Source organism: Deltaproteobacteria bacterium (genome assembly GCA_016930875.1).
Taxonomy (GTDB): domain Bacteria; phylum Desulfobacterota; class Desulfobacteria; order Desulfobacterales.
Genome location: JAFGFW010000124.1, coordinates 1 through 2900, shown reverse-complemented (window position 1 = coordinate 2900; position 2900 = coordinate 1). Strand labels below are relative to the sequence as shown.

General features: G+C 54.8%; 3 protein-coding genes. All 3 read left to right on the top strand.

Annotated features, from left to right (window positions below; genetic code table 11):
- On the top strand, window positions 1-924 hold a 924-nt coding region (locus tag JW883_11190; GenBank protein ID MBN1842832.1), incomplete at its 5' end, for an ATP-binding protein.
- A gap of 44 nt (window positions 925-968) precedes the next feature.
- Window positions 969-1409, top strand: coding sequence for a response regulator (locus JW883_11185; protein MBN1842831.1), 441 nt, complete (start codon window positions 969-971; stop codon window positions 1407-1409).
- A 107-nt stretch (window positions 1410-1516) separates the two neighbouring features.
- A partial coding sequence (locus JW883_11180; GenBank protein ID MBN1842830.1) for an anion permease occupies window positions 1517-2900 on the top strand: 1384 nt, incomplete at its 3' end.

Genomic DNA, 2900 nt, shown 5'->3' with positions numbered 1-2900 from the left:
GATGGGGTGGAAGGGATCAAGGCCGGTGCCTTTGATTATCTGAGTAAACCCATTGAACTGGAGCACCTGATTGGAAAGATCCGACAGGCCCATGACAAGATCCTACGGGAGAATGAGAAACTCAGAGAGCTGGAATACAGGGCCAGGCTGGAACAGCAGATGATCGCCACGGAAAGGCTTGCCTCGCTCGGCACCCTGGCGGCCGGTGTCGCTCACGAAATCAACAATCCACTGGCCATCATTCACGAGGCTGTGGGATGGATGCAGCTTCTGCTCCAAAAAAAAGAGTTGGAGGACATGCCCCGAAAAGGAGATTTTGAACTGGCCCTGGGAAAGATAAAGAACGGGATAGACCGGGCCAGGAAGATCACACATCAGCTCCTGGGCTTTGTGAAAAAAACGGATTCCCAGTTCTCGGAGGTCGATCTTGAAGAACTGGCCCATGAGGCCATCGTTCTGGTCAAGATGGAGTCCGGCAACAGACAGCTGGGTCTGACCAGGGACAAAAATCTCGGTTCCATAAGTCTCTTCAGCGACCCCTACCAGTTACGGCAGGTCCTGATCAACCTGCTGTCCAATGCAATCCACGCGACCGGTGAGAACGGAAAGATCGATGTCTTGCTCGAGAGCGCGGGGGATCGTGTCTCTCTTTCGGTCGTAGATGACGGGGAGGGCATACCAAAGGAAAACCGGGAAAAGATATTCGAGCCCTTTTTCAGTACCAAGGCACCCGGGGAAGGCACCGGACTCGGCCTTTTTGTCACCCGGGGGATCGTGGAAAAACTCGGAGGGAAAATAGATGTGGTCAGCCGTTTGGGGCAAGGAACGACCTTCAGGATTGGCTTGCCCAGGTCCTGCAAGGAGAAGGAAGTCCTGGGACACAGCCCCGGGGAAGACTGGGAGAGTCTTTATAAAGGACAATAGCGACCCATTGAAATGAGATTTTTCATTAAGGAGAACGATTGGTGATGATCAAGATCCCGACAAAAGTCCTGCTGGTCGACGATGAAAAAGATTTTGTGGAAATGCTTGCCCTGAGGCTGAGCGAGGTAGGAGAAAGGGTCCTCTCGTCATTCAGTGGGAAAGAATGTCTTGAAACACTCGAGAAAGAGGACGTGGATGTGGTGATCCTGGATATCAAGATGCCGGGAATGGGTGGGATTGAAACCCTGAAAGAGATCAAGAGAAGGTTTCCCTTGGTGGAGGTCATATTGCTGACAGGGCATGGAACCACACAGACCGCCATAGAGGGATTGAAACTCGGGGCCTTTGACTACCTCCTGAAACCCGCAGATTTTGAAGACCTGACGACGAAACTGGAGGGGGCCAGGAAAAGGAAGGAATCACAGGAGGAACGGATAAGAAGTGCGGAAGTCAGGCTCCTGGTCAGAAAGAGCGGGGATATCTAGGTAAGGTTTCTCATGGGTTGAATGCCGGCCCCTTTCACTTGCAGGGCGACGGCAACCCTTCTTCATGCCTTGCCGACCGGAATTCACAGCATCGCAGGGAGAAAAGCATGGTTCATCAAAAGTTTGAGGAGGTCAAACCCAGGGAGAGCATTTGGACCAGCAGTCCGGGATACAAGCCTGTTCTTATGCTCATTGCTGTGGTGGTCTTCGCGGCGCTGGTCATCATCCCACCGCCGAGAAGTATGATCGATCTGGTAGGAAAGACCCACCCCCCGGGGTACAATCTGCCATCCGGGTGCAGCACAATCACGGAGACAATCAACAAAAAACTGCGCCCGGATGCCCTTGAAGTCGAAAAAGTATCCGAGACCAGGCCGTCCCATCATGCAACCAAGCCCCTTCTCACCGACACAGAGGCGGCTCAACTGGCCAAGATCATGCTGGCGATCTTTTTCCTGGCCGTCTTTTTCTGGGGAACGGAGGCCCTCCCACTGGGTGCCACCGACATCCTGGTGGGCGTGATGATGTACCTCTTTTACATCCTTCCCATCAACGAAATTTCCAAGGCCTACATGAAGGACGCCGTCTTCTTCATCTTCGGGATCCTGGTCGTGGCCGTAGGCGTGGCCAAGACAGGCCTTGACAAGAGAATCGGTTTGATTCTTTTAAGCCGGATCAAGAGCGCCAAGGCCTTTGCCTTTGTCTTTATTCCCCTCTTGGCCATGTCCGCAAGCTTCCTCTCAGAACATGCCCTTGTCGCGCTTCTGATCCCGGTCCTGATGGGTGTATACAAGGTTACCTGCAGGATGTACGGCGTTCAAAAGGACAAGGCACTGGCCGTCTTTCTCCTGCTCGGCATCTGTTTTGCCGCCAACCATGGCGGGCCCGGTTCCCCTGCAGCCGGGGGACGAAACGCCATCATGGTCGGGTATCTCATGGAATATGGCCGCGCCATATCCTTTTTGGACTGGATGAAATACGGCATGCCCTTTGTGCCGCTCATGGGCGTCGTTATCGGGGCCTACATGTACATTCGCTGCAAGGGCCGCTTTAAGGTACAGGACATGAACCCCAGCGAGATCGTAAAGGCCGAAGTAGCCAGGATGCCCAAGTTCGGCGGAAGAGAGGCCATGATGGCGATTATCCTGGTCTGCCTGGTGGCCGCCTGGATCATCCTCGGGGAGCACTCCGGCCTGGGGGGGCCCACTCTGTACGCCGTGATGGCCATGTTCCTCTGCCGGATTATCACATGGGACGATATCCAGGAGGGCGTCGCCCTCGATGTGGTAGGGTTGTATGCCGCCGCCTGCGCCATGGGGGTAGGTCTCCAATTCACCGGGGGAGCCTTGTGGCTTGCCAACACATTTGTGGCGTTTCTTCCGGATTTCCTTGCAAGGGGGGACACCCTGGCCGTGGGCGTCAGCTTTTTGACCGGAACCATGACCAATTTCATGAGTGACGGGGCAACCGTCGCAGCCCTGGGGCCTATTG